The organism is Salinimicrobium sp. CAU 1759 (genome assembly GCF_054482715.1).
Map to the genome: position 1 here is coordinate 126,690 of NZ_JBTLRK010000001.1, position 15,243 is coordinate 141,932.

At 44.1% G+C, this 15,243-nt stretch carries 13 protein-coding genes; 11 read left to right on the forward strand and 2 right to left on the reverse strand.

What is annotated here, in order from left to right; all coding sequences use genetic code 11:
- Positions 1 to 362: 362 nt before the first annotated feature.
- The 10 genes from ACXYMT_RS00540 to ACXYMT_RS00585 all read left to right on the forward strand — a co-directional run bounded on the left by ACXYMT_RS00540 (position 363) and on the right by ACXYMT_RS00585 (position 12,313).
- Positions 363 to 1,139, forward strand: a complete 777-nt coding sequence (locus ACXYMT_RS00540) for a hypothetical protein (protein ID WP_459057147.1) — start codon at positions 363 to 365, stop codon at positions 1,137 to 1,139.
- 610 nt (positions 1,140 to 1,749) lie between these two features.
- A complete protein-coding gene (locus ACXYMT_RS00545) occupies positions 1,750 to 2,763 on the forward strand; it encodes a glycosyltransferase family 2 protein (RefSeq protein WP_459057148.1) in 1,014 nt (337 codons plus the stop codon).
- A gap of 173 nt (positions 2,764 to 2,936) precedes the next feature.
- A complete protein-coding gene (locus ACXYMT_RS00550; protein ID WP_459057149.1) occupies positions 2,937 to 4,256 on the forward strand; it encodes a TolC family protein in 1,320 nt (439 codons plus the stop codon).
- Positions 4,257 to 4,502: 246 nt separating this feature from the next.
- Positions 4,503 to 5,585, forward strand: coding sequence for an efflux RND transporter periplasmic adaptor subunit (locus tag ACXYMT_RS00555; protein WP_459057150.1), 1,083 nt, complete (start codon positions 4,503 to 4,505; stop codon positions 5,583 to 5,585).
- A 68-nt stretch (positions 5,586 to 5,653) separates the two neighbouring features.
- Positions 5,654 to 8,905, forward strand: a complete 3,252-nt coding sequence (locus ACXYMT_RS00560; RefSeq protein ID WP_459057151.1) for an efflux RND transporter permease subunit — start codon at positions 5,654 to 5,656, stop codon at positions 8,903 to 8,905.
- 330 nt (positions 8,906 to 9,235) lie between these two features.
- A complete protein-coding gene (locus ACXYMT_RS00565; RefSeq protein WP_459057152.1) occupies positions 9,236 to 9,541 on the forward strand; it encodes a hypothetical protein in 306 nt (101 codons plus the stop codon).
- A gap of 54 nt (positions 9,542 to 9,595) precedes the next feature.
- The gene (locus ACXYMT_RS00570; protein WP_459057153.1) at positions 9,596 to 9,802 is read left to right on the forward strand and encodes a YgaP family membrane protein; all 207 of its coding nucleotides are present in this window, start codon (positions 9,596 to 9,598) and stop codon (positions 9,800 to 9,802) included.
- Between the two features lie 102 nt (positions 9,803 to 9,904).
- Positions 9,905 to 10,783, forward strand: coding sequence for a phosphatase PAP2 family protein (locus ACXYMT_RS00575; RefSeq protein ID WP_459057154.1), 879 nt, complete (start codon positions 9,905 to 9,907; stop codon positions 10,781 to 10,783).
- Positions 10,784 to 10,818: 35 nt separating this feature from the next.
- The gene (locus ACXYMT_RS00580) at positions 10,819 to 11,469 is read left to right on the forward strand and encodes a DUF2652 domain-containing protein (protein WP_459057155.1); all 651 of its coding nucleotides are present in this window, start codon (positions 10,819 to 10,821) and stop codon (positions 11,467 to 11,469) included.
- A 346-nt stretch (positions 11,470 to 11,815) separates the two neighbouring features.
- Entirely contained in the window at positions 11,816 to 12,313 is a 498-nt protein-coding gene (locus tag ACXYMT_RS00585) for a hypothetical protein (protein ID WP_459057156.1), read from the forward strand.
- Positions 12,314 to 12,501: 188 nt separating this feature from the next.
- Here ACXYMT_RS00585 and ACXYMT_RS00590 read toward each other — a convergent pair whose 3' ends face one another.
- Positions 12,502 to 13,650, reverse strand: coding sequence for a serine hydrolase domain-containing protein (locus tag ACXYMT_RS00590; protein WP_459057157.1), 1,149 nt, complete (start codon positions 13,648 to 13,650; stop codon positions 12,502 to 12,504).
- A 186-nt stretch (positions 13,651 to 13,836) separates the two neighbouring features.
- Between ACXYMT_RS00590 and ACXYMT_RS00595 the strand changes: the two genes are divergently transcribed.
- A complete protein-coding gene (locus tag ACXYMT_RS00595) occupies positions 13,837 to 14,262 on the forward strand; it encodes a hypothetical protein (protein ID WP_459057158.1) in 426 nt (141 codons plus the stop codon).
- Positions 14,263 to 14,372: 110 nt separating this feature from the next.
- Here the strand turns inward: ACXYMT_RS00595 and ACXYMT_RS00600 are convergent, their stop codons facing one another.
- Positions 14,373 to 15,014, reverse strand: a complete 642-nt coding sequence (locus ACXYMT_RS00600) for a spermidine synthase (protein WP_459057159.1) — start codon at positions 15,012 to 15,014, stop codon at positions 14,373 to 14,375.
- Between the last annotated feature and the right edge of the window lie 229 nt (positions 15,015 to 15,243).

The following is a 15,243-nucleotide window of genomic DNA, read 5'->3' on the forward strand; positions in this document are numbered from 1 at the left end:
CAAAGTCAAATATTAAAAAGACGAAGATTTTATTCTCATTTTGAAATATGGTGCTTCAATTCTGGAATATATTGTCGTTGAAAGAGTTTTGTGACTGAGAAAGCTCAGCTTGGAGGAAAACAAATTTCTCCATTCTCGCCGATAACCACTCCCAAAATTAACCAATCACTAATTGACCATTCTTTACTTTTTAAAGACATTACCGTCTACAGTCTATTGACTTGACAGAATCCTTAACTAAAACCTGAACTTTTTTTAACACAAACACCTGTTAATCAGATTTTTATTCCTAAATTACCACTTCTTCCCTCACTGGTACTCCCCTTTAGTTTTTAGTTTTTGAAATCTTAATTACATAAGTCATGAAAAAAGTAGTGTATTGGTTATTCTTAATTCCTCTAATGGTACTGGCCCAAAACCCCGAGCAAAACAATCAGCAATATGTGGTGTTTGAAAATGCCATTCTCACCCCACAGCCCGACAAGATCACGAAATTTGAAGAGGGTATGGCGGCACACAACAAAAGATTTCACGCTTCAGATCCTTATGGTGCCAGGGTCTACTATATTTCCAGCGGACCCAATGTTGGAAAGTACATGTGGGTTATGGGCCCCCTGCCCTGGAGTGCCATGGATGAAAGACCTGAAGATAAGGCGCATGATGACGACTGGGTCAATAATGTAGTTCAATACATAACAACAGATTCCGATCAATCTTACTGGCGTTTCCACAATCAGCTTTCAAATTTCCCGAAAGATTTTAAAGTGGATAAATTATTATTGGATACTTATGATGTCAAGCGATTTAAGAATGAAGGGGTAATGGCCTCAATGGAAAAAGTGGCCAGAGTGATGAAAGAAAAATTACCCGATATGACCTATGGCGTCTATACGAATGAAATGTCTTCGACCAAAGATGGCCGCGACCTTTCCATAGTCTTTTTCTTTGATGATATGGCCTGGATGGGTCAAGAGTCTAAGTTCGTGAAGGCCTATGAAGAGCTCTATGGTGCGAATAGCTGGGAAGCATTTATGAAAGAATGGGGTGAAACCACAGATGGAATGCAGTCTGAACTATGGATCTTTGAACCTGAACTAAGCGGCCTGCCAGCTGATGTTCAGGCTATGGAAAGAAGATAGCGTTAATTAATTTTATAGTAAAAACTCGCTTTTTTTAAAGGGCGGGTTTTTTGTTGGTTTAGGTCAAGTTTCGCTCAAAGACCGCAAAGTTCAACCGCTAAGGTTGCAAAGGAACTCTGCCAATTGTTTATTGATCATTGTTGATTGGAAAAAAGCCACGGCTTCATAAAGAAATTACTGCTTTACATTTTTCCGATTTTTTCTGATCACTGAGCACTGACCACCTCTTTTCCCGCAATCACGCAGACTTTCGCAGAACAACCTTTCCTCAATCTCTAATCACTTATTAACCATTGAAATTTGCCCCTCCTCCATTAAACAGCTCCGGCGGGTTTATGACTGCGATTTATGATTTCCTGAAAATGTCATTTCGATGGAGCTTTTTCGCAACTTAGAAAGCGCAGCTTAATCGAAGTCAAATCTCAACTACTAACTATTGACTACCGTCTCCCAACTTACCCCACATTTTCAAATCTCTCATGAGACCAATTAAAAATGGCATTTTTGACAGGAAATAATCATCTTTGTTTCCTCTAGAAAGATTCGGATGCCCACAACAGATGTTTAAAGTACAAAACATCGTCTGCACCCGTAAAAACTTCTCAGCTCAATGACCAACAAGCCCCTTGTTAGTATAATAATGGCAGTAAAAGATACTGCTCCCTACTTACGCGCATGTCTGGATTCTATAATAGCACAAACCTATGATAATTGGGAACTTATCGCAGTAAATGATCATTCCGAAGATAAAAGTCCGCAGATCTTAAAAGAATATGCTGCGAAGGACTCCCGAATTCGGATTTTCAATAGTGACAAACCCAGGTTGATCCCTACGCTGCAAAGAGGATACCGGGAGGTTGAAGGCAGCCTGATCAACAGGATGGATTCCGATGATAAGATGCCTCCCTACAAGCTGACAGTACTGGTAGACGAATGGCTTAAAAATGGAAAAGGAACTGTGATCGCGGGAGGAACAGAGCATTTTGTAGATGAGGGAGAGGTTGGGGAAGGATTCATTAAATATGAAAACTGGCTGAATCAAGTTGCCCGAACCAACACCCATTACCGGGAGATCTATAGAGAGTGCGTGATCCCCTCCCATTGCTGGCTCCTTCACAAAGAGGATCTCGATGCAGCTGGAGCTTTTGATCCCGTGGTTTATCCCGAAGATTATGACCTGTGTTTCCGGTTCTATGAATTGGGTCTTAATGTTGTTGGAATAGATCGCATCCTGCATTACTGGAGGGATCGATCGAACAGGATCTCGCGCACCTGGGAAGAATATGAGGATAACCGCTATTTTGATCTCAAGCTGCGCTTTTTCCAGAAGCTTGACAGAGATCGCTCAAGACCTTTGGTACTGTGGGGAGCAGGCAAGAATGGTAAGGACATGGCCAAACTTTTACAGTCATATGATGATGAGTTCCACTGGGTATGTGACAATCGCAGAAAGATAGGCAAGGATATCTATGGAGTTCAGTTAAAGCATTATGAAGAGGTCTTGACTTTAAAAGATCCTCAGATAATGATCGTAGTAGCATCTCCGGAAGGAAAAACAGAGATAAAAGAAAGACTAGCTTCCTGGAGCAAGAGACCAGTCGCCGATTACTGGTTCTTTACTTAACCGGCTCTGTTTTCATTCGACCTGAATAGCCCGCAATCTACTTTTTTAAATCACCCTCCAAAAAAATTTCATTTCCCACTTCTTCTGTAACAAATGCTACACCCGTAGGTAACAAAAGTTACTGACCACTGCATACTCTAAAGGTACTTTTGCTTCATCAAAAAATTAAAGAGATGAAGAGAACAAGAACCTTATTCTTTATTCCCGTGCTGTTTTTCGGCTTCCTTTTACAAGCCCAGGAAACAGTATCCATTGGAAAAGAGGAAGTGCTGCAAAGAGTACAGGAGAATAACAGTCAGCTAAAGATCTCCCAACAGGAGTTCCTGGCAGCCCGTGCGCAGTACCGGCAGACCAACGCGGTCTTTTTACCCAACATAAGCGTCTCCCATACCGGGATGACCACTAATAATCCCCTTATGGCCTTTGGTTCCAAACTGAACCAGGAGAGCGTCACCCAAAATGATTTCGATCCGGCACGACTCAATAACCCCGACCGTATCGACAATTTCGCTACCAAGGTGGAAGTTCAGCAGCCGCTTATAAACCTGGACGGCTTCTGGGAGCGCGGCGCTGCGAAGAACAAGATGCAGGCTACCGAGTTAAAGAACGTGCGCACCGGGGACGCCATGAAACTCGAAACCGAAAAAGCCTATATGCAGTTGCAGCTGGCTCACAAAGCGGTAGCCGTGCTGGAGCAGGCGCTGGAAACAGCGGAGGCCAACCTGAGACTGGCCGAGAACAATTTTAATCAGGGATACCTGCAGCGATCTGATGTGCTGGCGGTGGAAGTTCGAGTGACCGAGGTGAACAACCAGTTACAATACGCCAGGAGCAATGTGCAGAACGCGAGCGATTACCTCATGTTCCTTATGGGTGAATCTCCTGACGTAGTGCTGCTGCCTAAAGATTCCTTAAGTGTGGAAATGAATATAATTACCACTCCTGCCCTCCCAGGCGACCGTGCCGATATTCAGGCCATGGAGCTGGCAACCGAGGCGCGCAAGAAAATGTATACCGCCTCAAAAATGTCATTTTTGCCACGCCTTAATGCCTTTGGAAGCTATGAGCTTTATGATGACGAGATCTTCCAGGGAGACGCTAATGGATACATTGCCGGAGTCGCCCTGACTTGGGACCTTTTTGACGGAAGCAAACGCTTCGGAAAAACCCAGCAATCTAAAGCCGAATTCAAGCAGGCAGAACTGGAACTGGAACAACACGTGCACCAGAGTCAGCTGGAACTAAACCGCGCTACCCGTGCATTAAAGGATGCAGAGAACAAACTGAACCTTACCAGGCTGGCCCTGGAGCAATCCAAAGAAGCCCTGCGAATTCGCAACAATCGCTATGAGCAAGGCCTCGAAAAAACCACAGATCTATTAGGAGCCGAGACTCAGTTTTCTGAAAAACAACTGGAGTATTATCAGACGGTGTATGAATATAATTATGCAGTAGCGTATGTGGAGTTTTTAACGGAGAGTAGTGAAAAATGACAGGTGTGAGTTGTGAGTTGTCAGTTGTGAGTTATGAGTTGTTGCGGGTTACGAGTTGCGGGTTCATTAAAAAACCGACAACTGAGAACCGACAACCGAAAACCGACAACCGAAAACCGACAACCGACAACCGATAACCGAGAACAGACAACCGACAACCGACAACCGACAACCGAAAACCGACAACCGAAAACCGACAACCGAAAAAACCTTGAACATTAAACTTTAAACCCTGAACCAAAAGAGATGAAAAAAACAATATACACAATAGCATTAGCTTCCCTGGGATTATTCGCGACGAGCTGTGGGAGCGATGATAAAAAACAGGCGGTGAATGAAGGTCCCGTAGTACCCGTGCAGGTGGAAACACCATCGGGGGCGGGAGATAGATTTCTCACTGCCAGTGGAAAGATCGAAGCTGTGAACAGCGCCACCCTTAGCACCCGTATGATGGGCTTTATAGATGATATCCACGTGAACGTGGGAGACAAAGTGAATAAAGGCCAGCTATTGGTTTCCATCAATAACAGCGACCTACAGGCAAAACGCGCCCAGGTAAACGCGGGAATCACCGAAGCTGAAGCCGCTTTTAACAACGCTAAAAAAGATTACGAACGTTTCAAAGCACTTTTCGAAGAGCAGTCGGCTTCTCAAAAAGAGATGGACGACCAGACCGCCCGTTTCGAGATGGCGCAGGCCAGACTGGAAGCAGCCAAACAAATGAGAAATGAGGTGAATTCACAGTTCGCTTATGTAAATATTCGCGCTCCCTTTAGCGGAGTGATCACTAACAAATTTGCCGAGGAAGGTACCATGGCCAATCCGGGTCAGCCGCTTTTAGCCATTGAGGCACCAGGGAATTTTGAGGTAACTGCGAGAGTTCCGGAATCAAGTATTTCCAAGATTGAAACCGGCACCAATGTCGATGTGATCGTAAAATCTGTTGATGAGATTGTTCCGGGAACTGTTGCCGAAGTAAGTACATCGGCCAGTAACACCGGCGGACAATATTTAGTAAAAGTAGCTCTTGAAGATACTGAAGCTGATTTGAAATCGGGGATGTATGCTACGGTGAGATTTCCGGTAGAGAAGCAGGAAAGCACTGCGGAAGCGGTAATGATCCCTACAGAAGCTATCGTTACCCGCGGTGACCTGAAAGGGGTTTACACCGTGAGTCAGCAGAATACAGCGATGCTGAGATGGTTAAGACTGGGAAGGACTTACGGAGACCGTGTAGAAGTTCTTAGCGGACTCAACCCTGATGAGGCCTATATAGTTTCGGCAGACGGGAAATTGTTCAACGGAGCAAAAGTTAGTGTAAAGGAGTAAAAGTTACGACAGGTCACGTCCACCTACGCTAAAGCTTTGGTGGATAAACCCAAACAACTATAAAAAATATGAAAGAAGGATTAGCAGGCAAGATTGCCAAAGGCTTTATAAATTCGAAATTGACGGTGTTGCTCATGATCGTGTTCATGATCGTGGGTGTGTATGCGTCGTTTCTCATTCCCCGCGAGGAGGAGCCACAGATCGATGTGCCCATGGCCGACATTTTTGTAGGCTACCCGGGTGCCAGCCCTACCGAGGTGGAACAGCGCATTATCAAACCCCTGGAAAAGATGGTTTCCAACATTCCGGGTGTGGAGTATGTCTACTCTACCTCTATGGAAGAACAGGGGATGTTGATCGTGCAGTTTTACGTGGGCGAGGATATTGAACGTTCGTATGTGAAGCTCTACAACGAGCTCATGAAGAACATGGACCAGTTCCCGCCAAATGTTACTCAGCCGCTGGTGAAGACGCGGGCTATTGACGATGTTCCGGTGCTGGGGCTTACCCTGTGGAGCGAAAATTATGACGATTACCAGCTGCGGCAAATGGCCAACGAGCTGCGCCATGAGATCGAAAAGGTGGAAGATGTTTCCATTGTGAATACCATTGGCGGCCGTGACAGGCAACTGCGCGTGGTGCTCGACAAGGACAGGATGGCTGCCAGCGGAGTGGATATGCTTGGTGTTTCTGAAAAGATCCAGGCATCGAATCAGCAGCTTTCCTCCGGAAGTTTTGACCGCAACGACAGTGAAGTTTTGGTTAGCTCCGGAAGCTTTTTGGAATCCCCTCAGGATGTGGAGAACCTAATCGTGGGAGTCAATAACGGGCAACCGGTGTACCTGAAACAAATTGCCACGGTACAGGATGGGCCTGAGATCTCTAAATCCTATGTAAACTTTGGATTTGGACAGGCAATAGATGCTTCGGAATATCCCGGGGAATATCCTGCGGTAACTTTATCTGTCGCTAAACGCAAGGGAGCAGATGCGATGAAGATCGCCGATGTGATCCTTGAAAAGGTAGAACACCTGCAAACGAATCTTATTCCGGCAGATGTGCATGTGGAAGTAACCCGAAACTATGGGGAAACCGCTTCACACAAAGTAGGCGAATTATTGCTGCACCTTATAGGCGCTATTATAGCGGTAACACTTGTTGTGATGCTGGCGATGGGATGGCGCGGCGGATTGGTAGTATTCCTGTCGGTACCTATCACCTTTGCCCTTACCCTCTTGAGCTATTATATGCTGGATTACACGCTGAACAGGATCACCTTGTTCGCCCTTGTTTTCGTAACAGGTATCGTGGTGGATGACTCGATCATTATTGCCGAGAACATGCACCGGCACTTTAAGATGAAGCGCCTGCCATTCAAACAGGCTGCACTATATGCCATCAACGAGGTAGGAAACCCTACCATCCTGGCGACCTTTACGGTAATTGCATCGGTACTGCCGATGGCTTTCGTAAGCGGACTTATGGGACCTTATATGAGCCCAATGCCTATTGGAGCTTCTATTGCAATGATCCTGTCGCTGTTCGTGGCACTTACCATTACTCCGTATCTCGGATTCATCTTTTTGCGTGAAAAAGAGAAGAAAGGAAAGCCGGTAAAAGAGGCTGAAAAAGGTATCGAGGATTCAATGATCTACCGTGTCTATAAGCGCTTTGAAGAGCCGCTTATCGATAACAAGAAGATCCGGTGGGGCTTTCTTGGTTTAACCGCCTTGCTTCTTTTAGGTTCTGTAGCCCTTTTCTTTACCAAGGATGTAGCCGTGAAAATGCTGCCTTTCGATAACAAGAATGAATTCCAGGTGGTGATCGACATGCCTGAAGGAACCACTTTGGAGAGAACATCGGTAGTGACCAAAGAAATAGGTCAATACCTGAGCGGAAGCGAGCAGGTGGTGAATTACCAAACTTACATTGGAACCTCTGCCCCTATCACCTTCAACGGACTCGTACGACACTATGATCTGAGGGGAGCGAGCAACACTGCTGATATTCAGGTGAACCTGCTTCCTAAAGGCGACCGAAGCCTGCAGAGTCACGACATCGCGAAACTGCTGCGTCCCGATATTCAGGCGATTGGAGATAAATACGGAGCCAACATTAAATTGGTGGAAGTTCCACCGGGACCTCCGGTACTATCCACTATAGTCGCAGAAGTCTACGGACCCGATTATGAAACGCAGATCGCACTTGCAGATAGCATCCAGACTATTCTTCACAACACTGAAGATGTGGTGGATATAGACTGGATGGTTGAAGCAGATCAAAAAGAATATATGTTCGAGATCGATAAGGAAAAGGCGATGCTTTACGGGATCGCACCTCAGCAAATTGTTTACACCTTAAATTCTGCTTTGGGTGAAAGAGCGATCACGCAGCTGTACGATGAGGAAGCTACCCAGCGGGTAGGAATTGTACTGGCCCTTGATGAGGAGGAAAAATCCTCTGTTCAGGATATCATGCAGATCAATATCGCTTCCCAGCAGGGACAAATGATACCAATTGCCGACCTGGTAACGCCAAAAGAGGTGATTAGAGACAAGAGCATCTATCGTAAGAATCAGAAGCGTGTGGTGTATGTGCTGGCCGATATGGCGGGAGAACTGGAGAGTCCGGTTTACGCCATCCTCGGAATGGAAGATAAACTGAAAGAGATTGAAATGCCTGCCGGGTATGAGATCAGTGACCTGTATCTGGGTCAGCCGCAATATGAAGACGACTATACCGTGAAATGGGATGGAGAGTGGCAGATCACCCTGGAAGTATTCCGTGACCTTGGGATCGCATTTTTGGGAGTCATCGTGATCATTTACATCTTGATCGTGGGCTGGTTCCAGAACTTCAGAGCTCCTATTGTGATGATGGTAGCCATTCCGTTATCGCTTATTGGGATTGTGCTGGGTCACTGGATCATGGGCGCCTTCTTTACCGCCACCTCCTTTATCGGGATGATTGCGCTGGCCGGGATCATGGTGCGGAATTCGGTGCTGCTCATCGACTTTGTGAACCTGCGACTGGAAGACGGAATTCCGCTGAAACAGGCAGTGATCGAAGCCGGAGCTGTAAGGACCACACCAATCCTCTTAACTGCCGGTACGGTAGTGATCGGAGCCTTCGTGATCCTCTTCGACCCTATTTTCCAGGGACTCGCCATCTCGCTGATGGGAGGAACGATTGTATCAACCTTCCTTACGCTGTTGGTAGTACCGTTGGTGTATTACATGATCGAGAGGAAGAAGTATGAGGATAGGGAAGTTCAATCTGAAGTTGTAATTGAAGAAAAAGAAAATAAAGAAGTTATGTAACTGTTGCCGGTTGCGGGTTGCACTTTCCGCTTTACCCCTGCCCTAAAGGGAGGCGGAAAGTGCCCATGACAAAATAGTTGAATAATAAATGCCCCTTCTCCCCCTTCAGGGGGTTGGGGGGTAAAACGAAGTACGAGTTTAGAAGTACGAAGGATGAACAAAAATTATATATCATATCACTTTTTTCGGCTCCTTTTAGGGAGGGGAAAAACGAAAAAAGAGATCGAAGACGAGCCTTTAACCGATAACCTACCCACCTTCGCCAGAGGCTTCGGCGGGCAAGGAACCGACAACCTTGAACTTTAAACCCTAAACCTTAAACACAAGAAGATGAAATTACTAATAGTAACCAGCGTCGCAGACTTTCAAAAGGATGTTTTGAAGCTGTTCAAAAAAGCAAATATTGAAGCCTTTAGTTCTTCGGAGATCGACGGCTACAAGAACGGAAGTTCTTTGGTCGCCACTCAGAGCTGGTTTCCGGGAGAAAAGGGAGGCAATGAATCTCTCATGATCTTCTCCTTTACCGATGAAGAAAAAATTGCTGCCTTGTTCGGCTATTTGAAAGAATATAATGCAAACCTGGAGACCAATAATCCTGTAAGGGCGGTGGTCTTACCTATAGAACAATCTATTTAACAATGATCAATTAGCATTGATCAATTAACAATTAACGGCTTAAAATTAAATATTATGCTAAACAGAGTCATTCGCGGAATCGCCGGAACATTTATTCTTATAAGCCTGCTTTTGGCAGTTTATGTCAACATCAACTGGCTGTGGTTTACTGCCTTTGTGGGAGTAAATCTTTTACAGTCCTCATTATCTCAGTGGTGCCTTATGGAAGATATCCTGAAGAAATTCGGAATCACCAATGATAAGAAGCCGGTAAAGAGCTAACCTGCTTTCACTAAACCCACCTGTACCTTCAGCTAAATAAGGTTGTACCTGCCAACTAAATATTGGTAGGCAAAGGATATATGCCCTCTTAGCCCAATAAAGATGAACAACGATTTAATAACAGCTGTACCTATGCTTCCGTTAATCATATTCAAAAGAATAATGGTTGCATCAGTGCTCCTTTTTTTTTCTTTGGGAGCTATAGCCCAGGAACAACACCATGAGCTGCCCACTCGGTGGGGGCTGCTAAAATACGACGGATTAAGTGCGTGGGGAGGTGTCAAAAAAACCTATACGCAGCCTCTTAAATGGGAAAAAGATGACTATTTGGTTGCCGGTACGATCATTTTAGGAACCGGAGCACTTTATCTTGTAGACCAGGAGTCGACCGACTGGTTCAGAAGGCAGGAGGAGGATATCCCCGGTATTGTAAAAGATTTTGGCTGGTATTATGGCAGCCCCCAGAATAACTATGCAGTAAATGGCGCAGTGTATTTAGTTGGGCTATTCACAGGTAAAGAGAAGGTGAGAAAAACCGGAGTTCTTTTAATCTCGTCCGCTTCTGCCGCCGGTATTATTCAAACCTTTAGTAAAACCATTACCGGAAGGGCCAGGCCGAGAACGGGAGAGGGTAAAGGAAGCTTTAAACCTTTTAGCAATGAGGGGAAATATCACAGTTTCCCCTCAGGACACACCATTCTTTCCTTCACAACGGCCTACGCTATTGGAAAACAATTTAGCAATCCCTTTGTAAAAGGTGGAATTTATGCCGTGGGGATGATCGCTCCGGTTTCCAGGTTATGGTCAGGTGCTCATTGGTTTTCGGATGTTGCATTGTCAATGGCCATAAGCATAGTAGTTGTAGATGTGATTGATAACTACCTTGATGAAGATAGGAATTACGAAGAACCACAAAAAGACAAGATCAGCTGGCGTTTCAATGTGGGACTTGGTCGGGCAGGAATAACAGGAACCTTTTAAATTAAAGGAGCTTTTTGAATTGCGGAAACTAATATATGAGCATAGAACTACTACAAAATAAACGGCCGAAGAATAGCCGGATAAAGATTCAGCACGACTCCTACGGCATTGTGGTGGAGGATGCCAATTTGATCATCCCGGACATCAGCGGTTTTACACGATTTGTCCATACTACAGATGAAGTTATAGGAAATATGGTCATATACAGGCTGCTTTCAGCTATTATGAAAAGTAATATTCTCAACCTCACGGTAGCGGAGATCGAAGGGGATGCTATCCTGTTTTTCAAAAAAGGAAAGAAATTTACTCCGGAAGAAATATTGCATCAATTTGATCTTATGCTCAAGAACTTTAATAAGGAGGTTCAACGACTTAGCCAGGAAATTGGAGCGGAAATCGACCTGTCCCTAAAGCTTATTGCCCATTATGGCCCTACAGCCGATTATAAACTGTCGGGGTTTCATAAGCTTTACGGTAAGACAGTGATCGCAGCACACCGGTTACTGAAAAATTCCGTTAAGAGTAATGTTTATGTCCTGATCACTGAAGAATTAATCAATGAGGATTCCGATATTTTCCTGAAGCACCACCCCGGCTTTGAGAGAGGCAGCAAGAACTGTAAGATCCATGGTGGCATCAGGAATATTTCCTTCATGTACTTTGATTACGAGAAAAAACTGAGTTAATGCAGCACCTAACATGACAGATCGCATCTAAGATAAAACCCCTCAATGTCGTAAAATAACTTCTTCAATCTTGGAACTCATAAAGCCTCCTTTTTTTTCAATTTCCCTGTTCCTGCTCTTTACCGGTTGCAAAAAAGACCACCGCCCACGTCGCCTTATTTCCTCCTCCTAAACGGCTGTAGAACCCGCAGAACCTTACTCTTAACTACAAAAATTAAAATAAGTTTGTTCTAAGCAGCAGCTTTCCAGATTTTTCTTACATTTAACTCAATTAGTTAACAAAATTGCTTTCCGGCTCCCCCTACAACCGGAAGGTTTATTGTGGTATCCTAAAGATCAGATCTCAATGCACAACAACATTTTTCGCCTCGGATTAGTATTGGCACTATTCCTTACAGTATCCTGTTCAAAGGATTCTAACGAAATATCAGCTTCAGAATTTACGACAGAAGTCCTTCCTGAAGAACAAGTTAACAGGATCGAAGTAGTAGATGACCAACAGGTTCTTCTTTATACCAATGAGAAAATACCCTACCTGGTAAAGCTGGAAAAGAGGGGTATGGCAGAAAGTTTTGTGGACAGGATACGGTTTGAAAATGAAAACGCCAGTGTACAATACACCTACCAAAAGAGGGATTTTTCATGGTTCCTGACTTTTTATCAATTGCTACCCATTCTGTTTGTAACGCTCATATTGCTCCAGATCATTCTTTTGTGGTTCAGCTTAAAAAAGATCACCAAAGGCCGGTATGAACCTTTAGAAAAATTGGTGCACCTGGTAATCGTATTGTTCGCACCCATAATTGGGCCTTTGGTCTTCCTAACCTCAAGAAGACCCTCCTAGAAGTCCCAATAGCAGAGTGAAATGGGAAAGTAAAACCTCATCCTTGAAGACAGTTTCTCAACTCATCAAAAGATCAACATTTTTGCACTGGCCAGTCCTATCCTGGCCCTGGTTATAGAATACTGAGATACAGTTGATGAAATAGAATAACCCTACGTAAATTTAAATTACTTCTCAAAAATAAGTTTTTAAAGACTCTTTTCGTTTTGCTCCTGAAAGTTGTGATCTGCCAATTCAGGTTTTACGAATCCGGCAATAGTGTTAATTAGTTCATCTACTCTAAAGCTTTTCTCGTATCCATTTGTTAAGATGACAATGCTAAGATCCTGTTTTGGAAACTTTCGAAAGCCGACTTTCCCACCTCCTGTGAAACCAAAAGAATTGAAGTCATTGACCTTATACAATCCCCAACCGTGTGCGAACGGAAATTCTTCAGCATAGGAAAAAGGAGTCCACATCGCTTTTTTCCCGCCCGGGCTTATATAAGCTCCTTCATCTAGATTCTTATTCCATGTCAAAAAGGCATTTAAAGAAAGGTTCAATCCGGCAGCTCCAAACAACCAGTCGGGCGTATGAAAAGAATCCGGTACGATCCCGTGCTTCTCATGAGGGTAGTAGCCGGTTGCCTGCTGTATTACTGCGCTTGTATTTCCCTTGAGAAATATAGCTTCTCCTTTCATGGCAGGTCCAAATTGACCGTTGATCACAAGCTCTTCAATGCTTTGATCACAAGTGTTTTCCACGATCTTGTTGATAAGCCAAAAATTGGTCTGATTGTACTCAAATTTCTCACCCGACTCAAACCTAAGAGGTTCTGAAAATACCTTTTTTCGGGCCTCCTCCTCATTTAGATCTGCATAGAACCTGATATCCGGTAATCCTGAAGAATGTGTGAGTAGGTGCTTCAGTTTTCTTTCTCCCCAGCCCTCAGGAAGACCGGGAACATATTGGTCTACCCTGTCATTGAGACTCAAGGTTCCCTCCTCCATTAGCTGAAAAATTCCCGTAACTACAAAAACTTTGGAAAGCGAATGCAGCCGGAAGAGATTTGAATCTGTCATCCTTTTGCCCTGCTCCAGGTTGGCATGACCAAAAGTTCTTTTGTAAAGCAGCTCCCCATCACTAACCACTGCTACGGCCATTCCGGGAATCCCATAGCCCTCTATTTTTGACTGAAGAAAAAGGTCGATATTTTCTGCAATAGTAGTTTTCTCCGCAATGATTTTTTCCGGTTCTTCATTCTTCTCTTCAATAATAGTAATGCTACTTAACATCATATTGAGAAAAAGAAAAAGGTAAAGTGGGAATAGAAACAAGAATGTAAAAGAAGCTTTCATAATAATCGTTTTGTACTATAAAGACTAGCCAAAAATCAAAATGTTGCAGAAATGACATTTTTGGCTCCTGTGTTGTAGAGAAGTTTACATATTTCTCCAACTTTTGAGAAAAACACCGAGAAAAATTATTACCGCAAACCATGGATTTAATTAACTTAGGGAAATCCCAAAATCCAAAATATCAAAATGCTCAAACGGCTGCAGTTTTTGGCTTTTCTAATCCTCTTCTCAGCTTGTGGCAGCCCGAATGCTGCAAATAAAGGAACGTCCAAAGAGCAATATGTTCTGGCCTATAAGAAGGCAGTTCTGTACGGCTGCATTGAAAAGGCTACGAATGGAAATTTTTCAGAATTCACCAGGAAGAACAATGATCTGGGATTGGCTGTGGCAGTAGCGGTTTTGCACCATAGTGAAACTCAAAAGGCAAGGGAGACAGGGGCACAATTGTCAAAAAAGATCAAAAGCAGTACGTACATGGATCATGAAGGAAGAAAACCCATTTTTGACCAGTGTGTGAATTTTGCCTTTAGCAACGAAATGGATAGCCTGGCACTTTTAGAATACAGAAAATTTCAGAAGACCGAGGGAAAGCTTTTCTATAAAACTCAATAGAGAAAAAGGCCTGGCTATTGTATACAAAGGACCAATTTTTGAATCGAATCTTAAGCCTTTTACTTTTTCTTGGAGCTTTTACCTTCTTCTTACGACAGGTGAATTTCCCGCTACTGCTTCACTCCCAACAACAGCGTATTACTCCCATACACCTCTTCCTTCTTCCGGAAATCCAATCCCAATTTGTCATTTTTAAGCAGGTTAGAGATCTCCGCTTCATGAGCAGAATTAACTCCGGCGTTAAAAAGTATTTTCCCGTCGGGTTGTAGTAAACCTGCCAGATCTTTCCAGAAGCCTTCAGAAAAGAATTGTCCAGGCACCTCCAGATCAAGAAAGAGGTCAATAATTATTAATCCGAATTTTTCAGGAGTAGAAGAAACATATGCTTCAGCATCGGCGCAAACCAGTTCCAGGGGGTGATGTGCCTCGATCCCAAATTCATTGATCGCTATTTCAATAATGGTCTGATCTATTTCTACCGCAGTGATCTTTCCATAATAGTTGTATTTCTTCCGAAGCAGGGGAATGACGCTTCCGCCACCAAGTCCCAGCACTAAGACCGGGGCAGCACGATCTGCATTGGTTTGTGCGAGTCCGCGATCCATTACCTCCTGCAGTGCACCGTAGGAATAATTAGCATTGGCACTGTCCAAAACTTTGCGACCATTGACCCATGTTACCTCCAGCTTTCCGCTGAAGTGGGAATCGTAGTTTTTGGTAAGTGGCCACAGGTAACTCAGGGATCTTTTCATAGCGCTGCAAAAGTACGGTTTTAGAAGGACGAAGTGGGAAGTACGAGGTTAGAAGTGCGATTTAGTGATCAGAAATTCTGAAGATTACAACCTATTTTCTCAAACTCGCAACTCACCTCCCGGAACACCAAACCCGCAACAGTGAACCGGAAACAGGAAATCGGAAAAATGCACCCGAAAAAAGAAAATTTGCAACACTCATAATTTCCTCTCGTCTTTAAAGAAAGAA

Excerpts from the sequence above, each read along its gene's own strand:
- ACXYMT_RS00540 (WP_459057147.1), top strand. The coding sequence starts at position 363 with ATGAAAAAAGTAGTGTATTGGTTATTCTTAATTCCTCTAATGGTACTG.
- ACXYMT_RS00545 (WP_459057148.1), top strand. The coding sequence starts at position 1,750 with ATGACCAACAAGCCCCTTGTTAGTATAATAATGGCAGTAAAAGATACT.
- ACXYMT_RS00550 (WP_459057149.1), top strand. The coding sequence starts at position 2,937 with ATGAAGAGAACAAGAACCTTATTCTTTATTCCCGTGCTGTTTTTCGGC.
- ACXYMT_RS00555 (WP_459057150.1), top strand. The coding sequence starts at position 4,503 with ATGAAAAAAACAATATACACAATAGCATTAGCTTCCCTGGGATTATTC.
- ACXYMT_RS00560 (WP_459057151.1), top strand. The coding sequence starts at position 5,654 with ATGAAAGAAGGATTAGCAGGCAAGATTGCCAAAGGCTTTATAAATTCG.
- ACXYMT_RS00565 (WP_459057152.1), top strand. The coding sequence starts at position 9,236 with ATGAAATTACTAATAGTAACCAGCGTCGCAGACTTTCAAAAGGATGTT.
- ACXYMT_RS00570 (WP_459057153.1), top strand. The coding sequence starts at position 9,596 with ATGCTAAACAGAGTCATTCGCGGAATCGCCGGAACATTTATTCTTATA.
- ACXYMT_RS00575 (WP_459057154.1), top strand. The coding sequence starts at position 9,905 with ATGAACAACGATTTAATAACAGCTGTACCTATGCTTCCGTTAATCATA.
- ACXYMT_RS00580 (WP_459057155.1), top strand. The coding sequence starts at position 10,819 with ATGAGCATAGAACTACTACAAAATAAACGGCCGAAGAATAGCCGGATA.
- ACXYMT_RS00585 (WP_459057156.1), top strand. The coding sequence starts at position 11,816 with ATGCACAACAACATTTTTCGCCTCGGATTAGTATTGGCACTATTCCTT.
- ACXYMT_RS00590 (WP_459057157.1), bottom strand. The coding sequence starts at position 13,650 with ATGAAAGCTTCTTTTACATTCTTGTTTCTATTCCCACTTTACCTTTTT.
- ACXYMT_RS00595 (WP_459057158.1), top strand. The coding sequence starts at position 13,837 with ATGCTCAAACGGCTGCAGTTTTTGGCTTTTCTAATCCTCTTCTCAGCT.
- ACXYMT_RS00600 (WP_459057159.1), bottom strand. The coding sequence starts at position 15,014 with ATGAAAAGATCCCTGAGTTACCTGTGGCCACTTACCAAAAACTACGAT.